This window comes from Robinsoniella sp. KNHs210 (genome assembly GCF_000686105.1).
GTDB classification, from domain to species: domain Bacteria; phylum Bacillota; class Clostridia; order Lachnospirales; family Lachnospiraceae; genus Robinsoniella; species Robinsoniella peoriensis.
Genome location: NZ_JMLZ01000002.1, coordinates 1549833 through 1565400 on the forward strand (window position 1 = coordinate 1549833; position 15568 = coordinate 1565400).

The following is a 15568-nucleotide window of genomic DNA, read 5'->3' on the forward strand; positions in this document are numbered from 1 at the left end:
GTTTACACCTCCTTAAATTTGCTAAAGATATCACGGATTTTGGCCATTCTTGGATCTAAATCTGTATGATCACAGTTGCAAGTCCCAAGATTTAAATTGGCGCCACATTGATTACAGATTCCCTTGCAGTTTTCACTGCATAAAACCTTCATCGGCCAATTCAATAACATCTCGCCATAGACAAGCTTATCCACATCCAGGTTATATCCATCAATATAATTGTGTTCATCAAGTGCTTTCTGATGTTCTGCTTCATCTATATTCATATCAATTTCTTTGTCAATATGAACTTTAATTTCAGTTTTCACGTCTTCCAGACACCTGTCACAGGGAATCAAAACTGTTATTATCCCGCTCCCTGTTATGTGCAGTTTCCTGTCTCCTTTGTTCTGAATCTGTAAAGAAACGGGGGTACTGCTAATGATAGGAAAACTGCCAAGCTTCGAAACAAAGGTTTCCAGCTCCAGTCCTGCATCAGTCTGCATTACTAATTCGTCGTTTTTTAAAACACCGTTTAAGTCAATCAGCATTATGACCCTCCTATCCACACCTAAATTATTATACATATTCAATTTGTTTTTGTCAACATAATTTTACAATAAAGTGGGCTTTTGTGATTAATGACGCTTTGCAGATATAGGCAGTGCACAAAGCATCCTTAATCAGCACCCGCCGAATTATATAAATAAGGCGAAGACTTTCGCAGTCTCCGCCTTATTCCGGTATAGTTTTAAACTAAATCAGAGCTACTGTTTCTCTGCAGATTGCAAGTTCTTCATCGGTAGGAAGGAGAACAACTTTCACCTTAGAATCCGGTGTGGAAAGCAGAGTCTTTTTGCCTCTTGCTTTGTTTGCCTCATCATCTAAAGTAATGCCCAGGTATCCAAGATATGCGATGATATCACGGCGTACCAGAGAGTCATTTTCACCAAGTCCTGCTGTAAAGGCAATTGCATCAACACCATTGAGAGCAGCTACGTAAGAACCGATATATTTTGCAGCGCGGTAATTGAATACAGCTCTGGCACGGATTGCAGCTTCATTTCCTTCTTCAGCAGCATTTTCCAGGTCACGGAAATCGCTTGAGATTCCGGATAAACCATAAACACCTGATTTTTTATTTAACATGTTCATTAAATCATCAATGTCCATATTTTCTTTCTTGGACAGGAACTCTAAGATAGCAGGATCAATATCACCGGAACGTGTTCCCATTACCAGTCCTTCAAGAGGAGTCAATCCCATGGAGGTATCTATGGATTTGCCGTTTAATACAGCAGTAATGGATGCACCGTTACCTAAATGGCAAACAATAATTTTAGAATTATTGATATCAAGTCCTAAGAATTTTGCTGTTTCTTTGGATACGAAGTTGTGGGAAGTTCCGTGGAAACCATATCTTCTTACTTTATATTTTTCATAATATTCGTAAGGCAGACCATACATATATGCTTTTTCAGGCATTGTCTGATGGAATGCAGTATCGAATACACCAACCATCGGTACATCAGGCATCAATTCCTGGCACGCACGAATACCAATTAAGTTTGCAGGGTTGTGAAGAGGTGCAAGATCGTTACATTCTTCAACAGCATTTAACATTTCTTCTGTAATTACTGCAGAAGAAGCAAATTTCTCGCCGCCGTGTACGATTCTGTGACCGACTGCATTAACTTCTTTCAGACTCTTAATTACACCGGTCTTTTCATTTACCAATGCATCCAGTACCATTTTGATGGCTTCTTTGTGAGTTGGCATTGGGCTTTCTGTAAATTCTTTCTCGCCGCCCTTTGGCTGATATACAAGTCTGCTTCCTTCGATTCCAATTCTTTCGCAAAGCCCCTTTGCCAATACATCTTCTGTATCAGAGTTAATTAACTGATACTTAAGAGATGAACTTCCACAGTTGATAACTAATACGTTCATTAAAAAATACCTCCGTTGGTTTTCTTTTCATTTTATTATATTCTTTTAGAACTTCCGTATAATTATGTAGGTAAATTTTTCCTATTGTGCCTGGCACTGAACTGCTGTAATCGCTACAACCCCAACGATATCTTCAGCGCTGCATCCACGGGATAAATCATTTACCGGTTTTGCAATACCCTGTGTTACAGGTCCGTAAGCTTCTGCTTTTGCTAATCTCTGAACTAATTTGTATCCGATATTTCCAGCATCCAGGTCTGGGAACAGTAATACGTTTGCTTTACCTGCTACCGGGCTGTTTGGAGCTTTAGAAGCGCCTACGCTTGGTACAATTGCAGCATCTAACTGGAATTCACCGTCTAATTTCAGATTTGGATTCTGCTCTTTTGCAATTCTGGTTGCTTCTACTACTTTGTCAACATCTGCATGCTTTGCGCTTCCCATAGTAGAATGGGAAAGCATTGCCACGATCGGTTCCTCTTCTACTAATAACTGGAAGGATTCTGCAGAAGAAGCTGCGATTGCTGCCAATTCTTCCGGATTTGGGTTCTGGTTTAATCCTGCATCTGCGAAAATAAATGTTCCGTTTGCACCATATTCGCAGTTTGGCACTGCCATCAGGAAGAATGCAGATACTAATTTTGTTCCCGGTTTTGTCTTTAAGATCTGAAGGCATGGTCTTAAAGTATCAGCGGTAGAATGACATGCTCCGGATACCATACCGTCTGCATCGCCCATTTTAACCATCATAACACCATAGTACAGGTACTGGTTTAATAAAATATCTTTTGCCTGTTCCGGTGTCATGCCTTTTTTCTGTCTTAACTCTACAAGCTTGTCTATGTAGCCTGCTGTCTTATCTGAAGTTGCAGGATCTACGATGATAGCTCCTGTAATGTCTAATCCTTCGCTGCCTTTTTTAACTGCCTCTTCGCTACCTACAAGTACTACATTAGCAACGCCTTCTTTTAAGATCTGGGCGGTTGCTTCATATGTTCTGCGGTCTTCTGTTTCCGGCAGTACGATCGTTTTTTTGTTTGATTTCGCTCTTTCTTTGATTACGTCAATAAATCCCATGATTTCTGACTCCTTTCGTGTTTTAGGTCCCCAAACCGTCATAAAAATATTATACATGATACCATATTGGCATACAAGTTAATTAATATTTTAACAATGTTTAACAACCTTTCATTCTTTTTAATTATAGCCCTATAAATGGCTAATTTCAACCGTTATGGTGTATCTTTTTCCATACACCGGGGGTAAAATTGTATTTTTGGATAAAATTTTGATATCAGGAGTGGATTTTTGGATCGTCAGGCGGTATTTTGAGATCAAACGTTTTGATTTTTGATTATATTTTTTAAAATCAGGTTTTGTATTTTGTTGTTTATTTTTTGATTGTTTTGGTTTGATCGATTTGCGGGATGAAAAAGAAAGGTACCGGAGAAATTTTATAGGCACATAAGAGGAATGTACGAAGGGGATGGAGTGTGGTATAATCGATAGATGATTATGGGATTTTTGGATTTACAGAATGGAGGATTTTAACATTATATGAAGGTTGTTGGACTGATTACGGAATATAATCCGTTTCATAATGGACATCTATATCATTTAGAGCAGGCAAAATTAAAAACAGGCGCTGATTTTGTGGTGGTTGTAATGAGCGGGAACTTTCTGCAACGGGGAGAACCTGCGATCATTGACAAGTTTTCCAGGGCAGAAATGGCATTGGCATGCGGTGCGGATCTTGTGTTGGAGATTCCAGCATATTTTGCATGTGCAAGTGCGGAATATTTTGCACTGGGTGCAGTCTCCCTTTTAAATTCACTTGGGATTGTAGATGCCATTTGTTTTGGCAGTGAGTGTGGTGATATTCAGGTTCTGAATGAAATTGCAGAAGTTCTGACAACAGAACCTGCGCAATACAAAAGTACGTTAAAAACCCTCCTTGCAGAAGGAATATCTTTTCCGGCAGCCAGAGAAGGGGCGCTGCTCTCCTATCTCAGGGAAATGCATATGAAGGAACGAGACGGAAATATATCTAAGTGGGAAGAGGTGCTGGATTCACCGAATAACATCCTGGGTATTGAGTATCTGAAAGCTTTAAAAAAGATAAATAGCAGCATGGTTCCGGTAACGATTGACCGTATTACCAGTGGTTATCACGATCAGTCGCTTCATGCCGGAATCAGTTCAGCAACTGCCATACGGCGTGTGATACAGGAAGTTCAGGCAGGAGCCGGCTGTTCGTACAGAGATCCGGACGCAGATCCATTAAAAGATCAGGTTCCGGATGCGGTTTATACTATTTTAAAGCGGGAATCAGCACAGTCGTTTCCGGTAAAAAGTGCAGATTTTTCACAATTACTGCACTATCGTTTACTGTCGGCAGCTAATCCAGAAGAACTTGCAGAATTTTTTGATGTTACTGACGAATTGGCAAAAAGAATGTGGAACCTGAGATTTTCCTATCAGGGGCTGGAAGCATTTGTTTCGCTCTTAAAAACCCGCCAGTTTACGGAAACCAGAATCCGGAGGGCATTAATGCATATTTTACTGGGGATAAAAGGAGATGCAGTCCTTAAGTCTGTAAGATCAGACAATGCGGCCTGTTACATCCGCGTTTTGGGATTTCGTAAAAAAGCTTCGGTGTTGTTGTCAGAAATTAAGAAAAAAAGTGATTTGCCCATCCTTACAAAAATGGCGGTTGCGCATACACTTTTAGAGGGCACGCAGGCTTGTAATACTGCAAAAATGATGCTGGACTGTGATATCTATTGCGCACAGGTATATCATAGTGCAGTAACCAATTTATATCAGGATCACAGATATAATGAAATTACAAGACAGATTCTGGTAGAGCCATAGCAGGTTTAGGTAAGAAAGGGACGCTTTGTAGATGGAGATGGTGTACGGAAAGATGGGAGTGGGAAACTTGTATGGACGGAGGAAGCGTAGAGCAGAGCTGAGTATTTACTTACCTTTGCGGAGTGTTTTTTGGCGGATAGTATTCGACTGGCTCCCATCGGATACTAAGCGGGCACTGAACCGGGAAATGCATCAGGATTTCCCGGTGAATGCCCGCGTGCCGCCAAAAAGCGCTTCGGAAAGGTTAGAAAATACCAGTTCTGCGGCCAGCTGACGGAGTCCATACAAGTTTCCCACTCCCATCTTTCCGTACATTACCCAACATATACAAAGCGTCCCCTTCTCAACTAAACCCAAATTTGTTCGCTCTAGCTGGTGCGAACTTTACCTGTTTCATATAAAAAGGCGTGATGCTTATACAAAAGCATCGCGCCTGATTTTTAATTTTTAAAGCTATGAATTGGAGCCGGAATTCTTCCTTTCCGGTTTACAAAGGCATCACAGCCATATTTGTTGACCGGCATAATCGGTGCATAACCTAACAGTCCGCCGAATTGTACGATCTCTCCTACGCCTTTTCCGATAACCGGAATCAGACGTACTGCGGTTGTTTTCTGGTTTACCATACCGATTGCCATTTCGTCAGCAATAATACCTGCTATGGTAGTAGATTTGGTATCTCCCGGTATAGCGATCATATCCAGGCCTACGGAACATACACAGGTCATTGCTTCTAATTTTTCAATGGTCAGTGCATTTGCCTGAACTGCGTCAATCATACCCTGGTCTTCGCTGACCGGAATGAAAGCACCGCTTAATCCCCCTACATAGGAAGAAGCCATAACACCGCCTTTTTTCACCTGATCGTTTAAAAGTGCAAGTGCTGCAGTTGTTCCGGGTGCACCTGCATATTCCAGACCGATTTCACATAAGATATCAGCTACACTATCTCCGATGGCAGGAGTTGGCGCCAGAGACAAGTCAATAATTCCAAAAGGAATATTCAGACGGTTAGATGCTTCCTGGGCTACCAGCTGTCCTACACGTGTAACTTTAAATGCCGTTTTCTTAATGGTTTCGCATAATACTTCAAAACTTTCTCCGCGCACCTGCTCCAAAGCTGTTTTCACAACACCCGGACCGCTGACACCTACATTTATGATTGCTTCTGCTTCTGTCACACCGTGGAAAGCACCTGCCATGAAAGGATTATCATCCGGAGCATTACAGAAAACAACCAGTTTTGCACATCCAAGAGAATCGTTCTCTTTGGTGTACTCTGCTGTTTCCAGAATCATATCGCCCATCAGACGCACTGCATCCATATTGATACCGCATTTGGTAGAACCCAGATTGATGGAACTGCATACGCGCTCAGTGCATGCAAGAGCCTTTGGAATCGAACGAATCAGATATTCATCACTTTTTGTCATTCCTTTGCTGACCAGAGCGGAATATCCGCCTATAAAGTTAACGCCGACTTCTTTGGCAGCTTTATCCAGTGTTTTTGCAATGGTTACAAAATCATCAGAAGATTTACATGCGCTTCCGCCAACTAAAGCAATTGGGGTTATGGAAATACGCTTATTTACGATGGGAATTCCATATTCTCTTTCAATATCTTTACCGGTAGAAACCAGGTCTTTTGCCAGAGTCGTGATTTTATCGTAGATTTTCTGATTTAGTTTTCCCAGATCAGAATCAATACAGTCTAACAGGCTGATACCCAGAGTAATGGTTCTTACATCCAGATTCTCCTGGGTAATCATTTTATTTGTTTCGCTTACTTCAAATAAATTTATCATAACAGATTATTACCTTTCTTCATATAGTGACAGATTGGCGCCCGCAGACGCGCTCTAGATACGATGCATCATGTTGAAGATTTCTTCATGCTGGCAGCGGATGCTTACGCCGATTTCGTCGCCGAGTTTTTCCAGTGCTTTTGCCAATTCTTCTGCAGACTTTGTAGAATTGTTTGCATCGGTAACCATCATCATATTGAAGAATCCCTGTACGATTGTCTGAGAGATGTCCAGGATGTTAACGTTGTTTTCTGCAAGGAAAGTACAAACCTTAGCGATGATTCCCACGGTATCTTTTCCTACGACTGTGATAATTGTTTTTTTCATTTCTTCTCCTTTCGGGGACCGGAGTCCTCTTTCACATTAATCTATATATGTAAGTCAATTCCGCACCAGATCGGCCTTAGCAAAGATCCGGTACGTTATGGCTTTATATCGCAAATAATTCACTTGGTTCATCCCTGTGAGCCACGCGGATTGGAAAATCTTTGGCTTTATAAGGATTTTCACCTAAAGTCACTTCTGAGCAGACCGTTTCATATGCAAGCTCCTCATAATTATTTTCTCTGCTGAGATGTCCAAGCATAATTGTTTTTAATCCATCATGAAGAATCCGGCAGAGCAGCCGTCCTGCATTTTCGTTAGACAGATGTCCCCTGTTTCCAAGGATACGCTGTTTCAGATAATAAGGATAACTTCCTACCTGAAGCATATTAATATCGTGATTCGCTTCCAGAAGTACGCCGTCAAGTCCCTGAAGATGGTCTACTATGTAATCGTTATAATGTCCGAGGTCGGTAATCACACCAACGGATTTATTTTCATGGTTAATGCGGTACGCTACCGGATCGGCCGCATCGTGGGAAATAGAAAATGGTGCTACTTCCAGATCCTTAATACAAAATGGCTCATCCGGATAGATCTCACAAAAAAGAGAATCATCTACTTTGCCAAGTGGTGTATAGGCTTTCATTGCCTCAATGGTTGCGCCGGTTGCATAGATTGGTATCTGATATTTTCTGGCGAGAACTCCCAGGCCTTTAATATGGTCAGAATGTTCATGTGTAATTAAAATGCCGTCCATTTCGGCCGTTTTACGGTCAATGGAGTTTAATCCGGCTTCAATTCTTTTGCCGCTTAAGCCTACGTCTACAAGAAGACTGGCATGTTCTGATCCTACGTAAATGCAGTTTCCGCTGCTTCCGCTTGTTATACTACAAAAATTCATGTTCTATCAATCCCCTGTCAATTTGTTCATATGTATTTTCTACAATATTGCTGCTGTTGTCAACTACAAATTGACAATGCTGGCGAAATACGTTGTCGCGCATCTGGTTTTTTATGATTTGTTTTACTTTTTCATCGGAATATCCACGTGCCTGTTTCAGTCTTTTTCTGCGTACATCATCGGATGTGTAGACATACCAGAATTCATCACAGATTGTTTCATAATGATCTTCAATCAAAAGAGCCGCTTCGATCACAACAAAAGGAACTTTTTTGGCAGTGCGTTCTTTTTTGATTTCATTTACAATATATTCTTTTACCGCAGGATGGACAATCTGATTTAGTTTCTGCAATTTCTCGTGATCCTGGAAAACTATATCAGCAAGCTTGCTGCGGTTGATATTCTGGTCGGCCTTTAGAATTCCGCTTCCAAATGTTTCTGTAATGCGGTAGTAACATACCTGGCCCGGGGACATCAGAAGATGTCCTACCTGGTCAGCCTGAATGACTCTCGCATGATACATTTTTGCAATATAGTGTAAAACGGTGCTTTTACCGGCGCCAACTCCGCCGGTGATTCCTAATACTTTCATTAGTAATCATATCTCCTATCTATTTAGCCTCATACCAGTTATTACCGGTATGCATATCGATCTCCATTTTTACAGCCAGATCAGCAGCGCCTGTCATTTCAGCCTCTAAAATCTGTTCTACCTGAGCAAGTTCATCCTGAGCTGCTTCAATTAAAAGCTCATCATGTACCTGAAGGATCAATCTGGATTTCAGTCCTTTTTCTTTCAGACTGTTATTTACCCGAATCATAGCTATTTTAATAATATCTGCAGCAGTTCCCTGTATCGGAGAGTTCATCGCTACACGCTCTCCAAAAGAACGCTGCATAAAATTACTGGAATTTAATTCCGGAACAGGGCGTCTTCTGCCAAACATGGTCGTTACATATCCCTCTTTTTTAGCAGCTTCTACGGTTTCATCCAGGAACTGCTTGATTCTGGGATAGGTGATGAAGTATTGCTCAATATATTCCGATGCCTCTTTTCTGGTGATGCTCAGATCCTGACTGAGCCCAAAAGAGCTGATGCCATAGACAATACCAAAGTTTACTGCTTTTGCATTACGTCTCTGCAGATCGGTAACCTCATCAAATGGTATGTGAAATACCTGGGATGCAGTAATCCGGTGAATATCCTGAGCTTCTCTATAGGCATTTATTAAAGTTTCATCTCCTGAGATATGTGCAAGAACACGTAATTCAATCTGGGAATAATCGGCATCTACAAATACACAGCCTTCCTTTGGAACAAAAACTTTACGTATAAGTCTGCCGAGTTCCATACGGATGGGAATATTCTGCAGGTTTGGTTCTGTGCTGCTGATTCTTCCAGTTGCCGCAATGGTCTGATTAAAGGTGCTGTGTATTCTGCCGTCAGAAGAGATATAATTCGCAAGTCCGTCTGCATAAGTGGATTTTAATTTTGTAAGCTGGCGGTATTCCAGTATATTGGTTACGATTGGGAAATCCGGAGCCAGTTTTTCCAGAACATCCGCGGCAGTAGAATACCCGGTTTTTGTTTTTTTGCCATTAGGACATTTTAACTTTTCAAATAAAATAACACCCAGCTGCTTTGGAGAATTGATATTAAACTGCTCTCCTGCCTGCTCGTAAATAGATTTCTCAAGTTCCGTAATACGGATCTGAAGCTGTTCCCCATAGATCTTCAGTGCGTCCGATTCTACGAGAATCCCTTCCTGCTCCATATCAAAGAGTGTATAAACAAGGGGCATCTCAATTTCATCAAAAAGATGATCCATCTTCATTTCCACAAGGCGTTCCCGGATTTTAGGTGTGGAAGCAAAAGCAACATAAGCTGCGTAGCAGGCATAAGTTATCAGTTCTGCTTCCTTATCTTCCGCTGCCGCTGTCAGAGAAATTTTACCCAACAGTTCTGCTTTGGAAGGAACCATCATTTCCAGATACTCTTTGGCAATATCTTCGTATGTGTATGTGTCCTTTAGCGGATTCACCAGATAAGCACCAATGGCTGCGTCAGCAAATTTCGGCTGCTGTTCTCTGGTTACTGCAAGATACCCTAACTGCTCTTTCAGATTAATGGTACTAATGCCCGGGACTGCCCGAATCATTTCATGAATCTTCCCTGTCAGGTAATCTTCGGATATGAATCCCTGAACCGGTATAAAATAAATATCTGCAGTTCCAAAACAGAGTGAACACCCGAAAAGCAAGTTTTTCTCTATAAAAAGCTGTAAGCCTACATGCTCTTTCTTACAGGCATTTGTAAATATCTCTTCTACTTTACCCAAGTCATCAGCTTTCGCAAATGAATCGGTCACTGTATTAGCCGGTGCTTCGCAGTCAAATTTTGAAAGCAGGTTTTTAAACTCCAGACGCTTAAACATTTCAAAAGCCTTCTGGGTATAGAGGTTATGAATTCTTGCACTTTCCAGAGAGAATTCAAGAGGGCTTTCTATGTTAATCGTAGCCAGTTCCTTACTCAGTACAGCCAAATCATAATGATTTTTCAGAGATTCTTTGGCTTTATTCGGTTTCACCTCATCCACATGAGCATGGACATTTTCAATAGATCCGTATTCAACAATTAATTTTGTTGCCGTCTTTTCACCAACCCCCGGGATTCCCGGTATGTTGTCAGAAGCATCCCCCATCAGTGCTTTTAATTCAATAATCTGAGGGGGTGTAACCTGATATTTTTCTATTACATCTTTGGTATTGTAATCTTCTATTTCCGTACCGGTACGTTTCGTTTTGGGAATGCGGATTTTGATCTGGTCTGTTGCAAGCTGCAGCATGTCCCTGTCTCCGGAAACGATAGAAACCACCAGACCTTCTTTTTCCATTTTTTTTGCAACGGTGCCCAAAAGATCATCTGCTTCATATCCTTCCAGCTGCATCAGCGGAATATCCATAGACTGGAGAACTTCTTTCATCACCGGCACCTGTTGGCGCAGTTCATCCGGCATAGGCTTTCTGGTGCCTTTGTAATCCGCATACATTGTATGACGGAATGTAGGGGCTTTCAAGTCAAATGCCACTGCCAGATAATCCGCGTTTTCTTCGGATAATATTTTAAACATGATATTCAAAAATCCGTAAATCGCATTGGTATGAAGTCCTTCCGAATTAGTCAGGTCGGGAATTCCGTAATATGCTCTGTTTAAAATACTATGTCCATCTATTAAAACAATTTTTTTACTCATAGATATCTCCAATTACTTTTTTGTAGTCTGAATTTCAGTACTCTTATTTTTTGCATTCTTTTTCTTTGTATTCTTCTTTTTTTTATTTGTGGATTTTTCGCTGGCAGAATTGGCAGAACTTTCCGTCTCGGGAGTTTTTTTCACACTGCTCTTTTCACTGCCGGAAGCTTTCTCAGAATCCATAGTTTCAATCTGGTAGATCTGAGGTATATCTTTTAAATTTTCATCGATCTCGGATTTTGGATTGCCATAGACAAATTCATAGATTGTTGTCTGCTGAATCGTTTTATTACTTCCCCACATCTGAAACTGGGTAAAAAGAACGATTAACAGAGCCAGTTCCGCCACAGCCATAAAGCAATGCCGGTAAAAACGCATGATCTTTCTGCGGTGGACACGATGCTCAGAAGAATGCAGGTCATCAACCAGCAGCTTCTGGATATTATAGTTTATATGGCTTTCATCATCCAGACGTTCCAATGCAAAATAGATCGTAAAATAAATCTCAAGTTCTTCATGGCATTCCGGACATTCTTTGATATGCTCAATGAATTTTTCGAGTTCTTTATCATTTAATTTTCGCTGTATATAAGGCAAAATCATCTGCTGGGCAGTTTTACAATCCATATGCTTTCCTCCGAAAGGCAAAATTTAAACTAACATGATTCTAACACACCTTATTCAAAATTGCCATTACAAAATAAAAATGGCCTCTGTAATATCCCAGATAAAGGCGTCTGGCATATTACAGAGGCGTATTATGAAGCCGATTTGATTCTGTTCGTTTATTAAAAAATTTCCGTACGTTATTATCGCTCATATATATTTATATACACGCGTTCCCCACTTCACGCAGTACTCCCTCAAACGATAACAGTAATCAAATCAGACAGCTTCCGAAAAAGGATAATGAGTTAATAATTGTCTGAACACCAATATATTAACTCATTTTGAAAAAATTACAATAGCTTTTGACTAACTGGATTAGATTCTTGTCTAGTTGGTAATTTTTGTATCCTATTTGGTACTTTTACCATTAGATTTTTTTAATGCTTCTGGTTTAGATGGCTGGTATGTACCAAACCATGAAGGCCAGTCACCGCCTTCTAATGCTACAGCATGTCCAGCAGCTGCAACAACTTTTAACAGGTTCTCTTTAATATTGGCTTTCATTATAATCGCCTCCTTTTCAATATTTCTATGATTATTAATATGATAACGGTTACAAGGACAAACAAGACTAAAACAGCTAATTCGTCGTAACCGAATATCCATCCGCAAATGCCCACTACCTCACAAAACAGCACCCTTAATAAAACTTTTCTTTTTATAAGAGGAATTTCAGTAGTGTCTAAAGGGGATTTCAAGTTTTCAACTGGTGAAAACTGCCACATAAAAAGTGGAACATATATGTATGCCAGTACAAAAAAGGCAAAATTAATATCTGTTATTTTAAAAAAACGAACAGATGTCATGATAAATCCAAATACAATAATTAATGAAAAGTTACATCTGAAATAAGAACTTGCGTGGTATCCTCCACTTTGGGTCCGAATCCATGCAAAAATTAAAAACCCGAATAAAGCTAAAAAAATTCTTTGGTAAACAATACCAATTAATAATACCCAGAATATATTGACTGCAGTTGATATTATTAATTCAAAACCATACTGGTATACTTCTTTTTCAGTGCCTTGAATGATCATCTTCCGGACACATAAATCAGTCACCACATTAGCACACTTTGAAATCATAACTTCACCTAAATCCCTAAAAACCTAATAAAATTTTACATTTCTATTGGATTTTACCAATTTATTCTAAAAGTTTCAATACGAATTGACTAATTGGTTTGATTTATCGCCTAACTGGTAATTCATTTATATTTTCATCATAATATGTGCTATAAATGTATTATCTTTTTCGTAATATTCTACTATACCTCCGTTCTTATTTACAGCATCAGCTACATTCAGATGTCCCAGACCGTGCTTTCCGGAAGATTCTTTTGTAGATAACAACTGTGGATTTTTCTTTAATACTGATTCATTAATAGGATTTTTTACAAATATATTAAAATAACATTTTTCCTGATACATCTCCAGTGAAATCCATTTATTCTCATTATTCATATTTGCGTCAATTGCATTATCCAGGAGATTGAATAAAACAATACTGGTATCAACTCCATCCAGAGTACTTGTATCTCCCGCTACTTTGATATCTAAAAGAATACCGTATTTTTGACAAACGTCCGATTTAGCGTGAAGAACGGCATTGATAGTATGATTATTGCAGATTTCCGAAGCTGTTGACTGCTGAAGATAAAAGTCTGATACTTTCTTGGCATAATCTATTACGGTATCATATTTTTCTTCAAGTAAAAGTGTTTGTATACAGGCAAGGTGATTTTTATAATCATGACGCATTTTTGTTTCTCTATTTTCTGCATCCTTTATTTGAAAGAGTTGTCGCTCCAACTCTTTGCATTTTAATTCTGTCAGCTCCATATGAAGAATATCCTGATTTTCCTGGCTTAATGATAATATAGAATGATAGATATAAATATCAATAATAATAATGCCAATGAGAATAATGAGGGCTTTAAGGTTCATTGCTTCATCTGTAGGATTATTTCTAACCATTAAATACAAAGTTGCATCAGTAATAAAAGAAACCAGGAATACGATTAAAAATGTAATCCATTCCCGCCTTCTAAGGTTTAGTTTACTACGTTTCATTACACGTAATATGACTTGAATAAAAACATATAACAAAACTCTTGTAATAATAAATACCCATATCAGGATATAAGATTCAGATGTTAACAAGGCATCCACAGTAATATTAAAAGACATTGCAACTAATTGATATGCAAGAGTATTAATCAGTGTAATCATGATAAATGGTGTAAAACAACACAGCATTTGAAGCATTGCACCACCGTTTAGCGCCCATCTGCAATAGAGCCACAGAACAAAAATTGCTGCTATAGGGAGAATCACGTCACTTCTGTAGAATGTTCCTGTAAATTGTGCAATAATCGTAACAAATATGACAGCTAACACTCCGCCTACTTTACTTGAAGTTGAATCATTTTTATAGTCCAGATATTTAATCAGAAAATATAAAATCAGAAAGTTTTCGATCGGACTGGCTAAGTATTTAGTTATTGTATAAAGTATATTCATTTATCGCCCCCTCATATATGCAATAAACCGCTGTTTCACATCTTTCTTACGGCTTCTGCTCATTGGAAGTTCCATTTCATTTTCCATAATAACGGTGTCGTTTTCGATACTTGAAACATACTTCAGATTCACCATAATGCCATTATGTATTCTGCACAGGCCATTCTTAGCATAGGTTGTTTCAAAATCACGCAGTGATGCCCAGACCTGGAAGGTTTTATCATTGTTGCAAATAATAGCAATTTTTCTGTCTATCTTTTCCATAAATATGATCTGTTTAATGGGAATGAGATGTATACCATCTGCGTCTGTAATCTCAAGTACCTGATTCTCATCTGTGTTCAGATCAAGAAAGCCATTCAAGACTTCCGGCAGTTCCGTATCCATATACTCTTTTCTTATAAATTGAAACGGGTGCTACTTAAAAGTATCGAAAACCAGATTTGCATGACTGGTTACAAAGACAATGCGGTTGCTGATTCCTGACTGATAAAGCTGTGATGCAATTTCCATGCCTGAGATGTCCGGCATATCAATATCCAGAAAAATTAGATCTGCCTGATTTTCAGATACAAATGCAAGCAGATCATTTCCGTTATATTTTGCAGTTAATTGATAATCTTCATTAGTATCAGCCATCTGACTAACTATGATATTTTTAATTTTCTCGGCAATAATGGGTTGATCATCACATATGACGATATGAAGCATAAAATTTCTCCTTTGTTCCTTCTATTAATTTATTCTTATGTATATAGTTGGTTGTCCTCTTTGGACTACCAGCGCATGTTTTAAAAATAAACATACTCTAGCCTATCATACCTATTATTTTAGGGTTTGTCCACAATTATTTCAAGGTACGGGCACGGTCCCGCTGTATAAAATTATAAACGCAAAAAATAAGAATGCCGATCTGATTATGTGCCGTCTATAGAACATTAATCAAATGACATTCTTATTTCTACTACTAATTGCATAAATATTCGGCAACATGGACTAACAATTCATTGCAATCATCGCCATGGATCTGCATCTCAATATTAGTGGAATTACTCAGCGTAAATGCACTGACCAGGGATTTCGCGTCCACCACGTAGTGTCCACACTTTAAATCCACATCATAATCATAACTGCTTACAATATTTACAAATTTAATGATGTCCTCAGGACTCTGAAAATTAACGGGCATCTTTGTCATCAGTTTACCTCCTTTCCATCTTTTGTATGTTATCATTATATTACTCTTTCTTTTGGTTCCACAAGAGTAATATTTTATGATTTTTAGTACTT

At 39.1% G+C, this 15568-nt stretch carries 17 protein-coding genes; 1 reads left to right on the plus strand and 16 read right to left on the minus strand.

The annotated features are described in order from the left end of the window. Positions 1-2: 2 nt before the first annotated feature. The 3 genes from CD03_RS0113765 to pta all read right to left on the minus strand — a co-directional run bounded on the left by CD03_RS0113765 (position 3) and on the right by pta (position 3003). The gene (locus CD03_RS0113765; protein ID WP_027294151.1) at positions 3-530 is read right to left on the minus strand and encodes a YceD family protein; all 528 of its coding nucleotides are present in this window, start codon (positions 528-530) and stop codon (positions 3-5) included. A 205-nt stretch (positions 531-735) separates the two neighbouring features. Next, entirely contained in the window at positions 736-1926 is a 1191-nt protein-coding gene (locus CD03_RS0113770; RefSeq protein ID WP_027294152.1) for an acetate kinase, read from the minus strand. 81 nt (positions 1927-2007) lie between these two features. After that, the gene (pta, locus tag CD03_RS0113775; RefSeq protein WP_027294153.1) at positions 2008-3003 is read right to left on the minus strand and encodes a phosphate acetyltransferase; all 996 of its coding nucleotides are present in this window, start codon (positions 3001-3003) and stop codon (positions 2008-2010) included. Between the two features lie 480 nt (positions 3004-3483). Here pta and CD03_RS0113780 point away from each other — a divergent pair, with 480 nt between their 5' ends. Beyond that, positions 3484-4800, plus strand: coding sequence for a nucleotidyltransferase (locus tag CD03_RS0113780; protein ID WP_027294154.1), 1317 nt, complete (start codon positions 3484-3486; stop codon positions 4798-4800). Positions 4801-4992: 192 nt separating this feature from the next. Here CD03_RS0113780 and CD03_RS38870 read toward each other — a convergent pair whose 3' ends face one another. From CD03_RS38870 to CD03_RS0113845, 13 genes are all read right to left on the minus strand, one after another. Beyond that, positions 4993-5115: a hypothetical protein gene (locus CD03_RS38870; RefSeq protein ID WP_255348087.1), complete on the minus strand. Its 123-nt coding sequence runs from the start codon at positions 5113-5115 to the stop codon at positions 4993-4995. A 125-nt stretch (positions 5116-5240) separates the two neighbouring features. Further along, entirely contained in the window at positions 5241-6605 is a 1365-nt protein-coding gene (locus tag CD03_RS0113790; RefSeq protein WP_027294156.1) for a PFL family protein, read from the minus strand. A gap of 54 nt (positions 6606-6659) precedes the next feature. Further along, positions 6660-6932 carry an ACT domain-containing protein gene (locus CD03_RS0113795; protein ID WP_027294157.1) on the minus strand — a complete coding sequence of 91 codons (273 nt, stop codon included), beginning with the start codon at positions 6930-6932 and terminating at the stop codon, positions 6660-6662. Between the two features lie 103 nt (positions 6933-7035). Further along, on the minus strand, positions 7036-7833 hold the full coding sequence (locus tag CD03_RS0113800) for an MBL fold metallo-hydrolase (protein ID WP_027294158.1): 798 nt from the start codon (positions 7831-7833) through the stop codon (positions 7036-7038). Then, positions 7820-8425, minus strand: coding sequence for a dephospho-CoA kinase (gene coaE / locus CD03_RS0113805; RefSeq protein WP_027294159.1), 606 nt, complete (start codon positions 8423-8425; stop codon positions 7820-7822). Before coaE ends, CD03_RS0113800 begins: the two co-directional genes overlap by 14 nt. 19 nt (positions 8426-8444) lie before the next feature. Then, complete coding sequence (gene polA, locus CD03_RS0113810; RefSeq protein ID WP_027294160.1) at positions 8445-11087, minus strand: DNA polymerase I; 2643 nt, start codon at positions 11085-11087, stop codon at positions 8445-8447. A 12-nt stretch (positions 11088-11099) separates the two neighbouring features. After that, positions 11100-11714, minus strand: a complete 615-nt coding sequence (locus tag CD03_RS36080) for a zf-HC2 domain-containing protein (RefSeq protein WP_052377798.1) — start codon at positions 11712-11714, stop codon at positions 11100-11102. Positions 11715-12104: 390 nt separating this feature from the next. After that, a complete protein-coding gene (locus CD03_RS38255) occupies positions 12105-12260 on the minus strand; it encodes an AgrD family cyclic lactone autoinducer peptide (protein WP_161597291.1) in 156 nt (51 codons plus the stop codon). Next, positions 12260-12841, minus strand: a complete 582-nt coding sequence (locus CD03_RS0113825; RefSeq protein ID WP_027294161.1) for an accessory gene regulator B family protein — start codon at positions 12839-12841, stop codon at positions 12260-12262. The genes CD03_RS38255 and CD03_RS0113825 overlap by 1 nt, the downstream gene beginning before the upstream one ends. A gap of 126 nt (positions 12842-12967) precedes the next feature. Next, on the minus strand, positions 12968-14278 hold the full coding sequence (locus CD03_RS0113830) for a sensor histidine kinase (RefSeq protein WP_027294162.1): 1311 nt from the start codon (positions 14276-14278) through the stop codon (positions 12968-12970). Next, the gene (locus CD03_RS36085; protein ID WP_052377799.1) at positions 14279-14665 is read right to left on the minus strand and encodes a LytR/AlgR family response regulator transcription factor; all 387 of its coding nucleotides are present in this window, start codon (positions 14663-14665) and stop codon (positions 14279-14281) included. Between the two features lie 30 nt (positions 14666-14695). Next, the gene (locus tag CD03_RS0113840; protein WP_027294163.1) at positions 14696-14989 is read right to left on the minus strand and encodes a LytR/AlgR family response regulator transcription factor; all 294 of its coding nucleotides are present in this window, start codon (positions 14987-14989) and stop codon (positions 14696-14698) included. Between the two features lie 256 nt (positions 14990-15245). Further along, positions 15246-15476 carry an HPr family phosphocarrier protein gene (locus CD03_RS0113845; protein ID WP_027294164.1) on the minus strand — a complete coding sequence of 77 codons (231 nt, stop codon included), beginning with the start codon at positions 15474-15476 and terminating at the stop codon, positions 15246-15248. Positions 15477-15568: the final 92 nt, after the last annotated feature.